This window comes from Longimicrobium sp., assembly GCF_036280135.1.
Taxonomy (GTDB): Bacteria; Gemmatimonadota; Gemmatimonadetes; order Longimicrobiales; family Longimicrobiaceae; genus Longimicrobium.
On the sequence record NZ_DASURI010000693.1, the window covers coordinates 1 to 2,880 of the forward strand.

Below are 2,880 nucleotides of genomic sequence, written 5' to 3' on the forward strand. Positions count from 1 at the left end.
CGCCGCGCCGCCCGGGGCCAGCAGGTCGGCCCGGTGCCAGCGCACGCCGTCGGCGTCGTCGCGGCCGCGCGAGGTCAGGGCGTGCACCTCGTGGCCCCGCTCCGCCAGCAGCGGCAGGGCCTGCCGTCCCACGAAGCCGCCCCCGCCCGTTACCAGGACACGCATGCGGGGTCAAAGTCCGGGTAGGCGCGGTCGCGGTCGCTCAGGATGCGCGCGTCGGCGTGCGGCCACCGGATGCCGAACGCCGGGTCGTCCCAGCGCACCCCCCGCCCCGCGCCGGGGGCGTAGGGAACGGAGATCTGGTAGAAGACCTCCGTGTCGTCCGCCAGCGTCTGGAAGCCGTGGGCAAAGCCCTGGGGCACGTACAGGGCACGGTGGTTGTCCGCCGTGAGCTCCACGCCGAACCACCGGGTGAACGTGGGCGACCCGGGCCGCAGGTCCACCACCACGTCCCACAGGGCCCCGCGGGTGCAGCGCACCAGCTTGGCCTCGGCGTGGGGGGCGGCCTGGAAGTGCATGCCCCGCAGGGTGCCCCGCCGCCGGTTGAACGACACGCTGCACTGGGCCAGGGCGGGGTCCAGCCCCCGGGCGCGGAACTCGTCCGCGCACCAGGTGCGGGCAAAGAAGCCCCGCTCGTCCTCCACCGGCTCGGGCTCCACCACCCAGGCCCCGTCCAGGAGCGTGGGGACGAAGATCACCCCAGCACCTGCACGGTGGGGATGGGGACGACGAAGCGCCCGCCCCAGTCACGCACCTCCCCCATCTGCCGCATGATCTCGTCGCGCAGGTTCCAGGGGAGGATGAGCACGTAGTCCGGCCGCGTGCGGGCGATCTCCTCCGGGGCCAGCACGGGCACGTGCGTGCCGGGGAGGAAGAGGCCCTGCTTGTGGGGGCTGCGGTCCACCACGTAGTCCACGAAGTCCGTGCGGATGCCGCAGTAGTTGAGCAGCGTGTTGCCCTTGGCCGCCGCCCCGTACCCCACCACCCGCTTTCCCTCGCGCCGGGCGCGGATGAGGAACTCCAGCAGGGCCCACTTCACCTCGCGCACCCGCTCGCCGAAGGCCAGGTACGTCTCCAGCCGCTCCAGCCCGAACGCCCGCTCCCGCTCCAGCAAAGCCTCCACGGCCGGCTCGGTGGCGATGGGCGCCTCGTCGCGGCAGGCGTACACCCGCAGGGAGCCGCCGTGCGTGGGCAGCTCCTCCACGTCGAACACCCGCAGCCCGTGGGCCTCCATCACCCGCCGCACCGTCAGCAGGGAGAAGTACGAGAAGTGCTCGTGGTAGATGGTGTCGAACTGGTTCTCGGCCATGAGCCGCACCAGGTGCGGGAACTCCAGGGTGGCCACCCCCGCCGGCTTGAGCAGCGCGCGCAGCCCCGCCACGAAGTCGTTGAGCGCGGGGACGTGGGCCAGCACGTTGTTGGCCGCCACCAGGTCCGCCTGACGCCCCTGCGCCGCCAGCTCGCCGGCCACCTCCGTGCCAAAGAAGCGCACCAGGGTGTCCACCCCGGCCTCGCGTGCCACCTGGGCCACGTTGGCCGCCGGCTCGATGCCCAGGGCGGGGATCCCCGCCTGGACAAAGTTGCGCAGCAGGTAGCCGTCGTTGCTGGCCACCTCCACCACGAAGCTGTCCGCGCCCAGCCCCAGGCGCGCGCGGATCATCTCCGCGTACGCCCGCGCGTGGCGCAGCCACGACTCGGAGTACGAGGAGAAGTACACGTAATGTCCAAAGATGCGCTCCGGGCTTTCGAACTCCCCCAGCTGCACGAGCCAGCAGCCGTCGCACACCAGCGCGTGCAGGGGATAGAAGCGCTCGGCGTCGTGCAGCTGCTCCGGGCCCAGCAGGGCGTTGGAGAGCGGGGACATGCCGAGGTCGCAGAACGAATGCCGGAGCGGCGCGCCGCAAAAGCGGCAGGCGCCGTAGCTGCTCACGTTGGGTCCTCCGCCTGGTATCGCGCGATCTGCCCCAGGGTGAGCGCGCGCGGGTCTCCCCCGTGCGCCACGCCCCGGTACCATTCCACCACCCACTCCAGCGCGCGCGGCAGCGAAAGCCGCGGGCGCCATCCCAGCCGCAGCCGCGCCCGGGCCGAGTCCAGCCGCAGGCTCAGGGCCTCGTGCGGGTGCGAGCCCGGGTCCTGCGCCCACCGCGCGCCGTCGCCCCACAGCCCCGCGAGGGCGTCGGCCACGTACCGCACGGGGCGGCTGTCGTCGTGGTCGCCGCCAAAGTTCCACGCCTGGTCGGCGCCCGCGCCCTCCAGCAGCCGCCGGGCCACCAGGAGGTACCCCTGCAGGGGCTCCAGCACGTGCTGCCAGGGGCGCACGGCCGCCGGGTTGCGCACCACGAGGGGCGCGCCGGCCCCGAACGCGCGCATGGCGTCGGGCACCAGCCGGTCCGCGGCCCAGTCACCGCCCCCGATCACGTTCCCCGCCCGCACGCTGGCCACGGCCGGCGCGTCCGCGCCGCCGAAGAACGAGCGGCGGTAGGCGGACGTGACGAGCTCCGCGCACCCCTTGCTGCTGGAGTACGGGTCGTGGCCGCCCATGGGCTCGTCCTCGCGGTAGCCCCACTCCCACTCGCGGTTCTCGTAGCACTTGTCGCTGGTGGCCACCACCACGGCGCGCACCCCGGGGGTGCGGCGGGCGGCGTCCAGCACGTGCACGGTCCCCATCACGTTCGTGGCGTACGTCCCCACGGGGTCGTCGTACGACGCGCGCACGAGCGACTGGGCCGCCAGGTGAACGACGGTCTCGGGGCAAAACGCCGCGAAGGCCACGTCCAGGGCCGCCGGGTCGCGCACGTCGGCGATCGTCTCCGTCATCCCCGCGTTCACGGCCGCCGCCGCGTACAGGCTGGGCTCCGTGGGCGCGGGGAGCGAGTAGCC

Annotated in this window: 4 protein-coding genes; all 4 read right to left on the reverse strand. The window is 73.7% G+C overall.

Annotation, left to right across the window (positions count from 1 at the left end):
- On the reverse strand, positions 1-165 hold a 165-nt coding region (locus VFZ20_RS32810), incomplete at its 3' end, for an NAD-dependent epimerase/dehydratase family protein (RefSeq protein WP_349264119.1).
- Positions 150-698, reverse strand: coding sequence for a dTDP-4-dehydrorhamnose 3,5-epimerase (gene rfbC / locus VFZ20_RS22395; RefSeq protein ID WP_329686178.1), 549 nt, complete (start codon positions 696-698; stop codon positions 150-152). The genes rfbC and VFZ20_RS32810, both read right to left, overlap by 16 nt.
- A complete protein-coding gene (locus VFZ20_RS22400; protein ID WP_329686179.1) occupies positions 695-1,930 on the reverse strand; it encodes a class I SAM-dependent methyltransferase in 1,236 nt (411 codons plus the stop codon). The genes rfbC and VFZ20_RS22400 overlap by 4 nt, the downstream gene beginning before the upstream one ends.
- Positions 1,927-2,880: CDP-glucose 4,6-dehydratase (gene rfbG, locus VFZ20_RS22405; protein ID WP_329686180.1), on the reverse strand; the 954-nt coding region annotated here is incomplete at its 5' end. The genes rfbG and VFZ20_RS22400, both read right to left, overlap by 4 nt.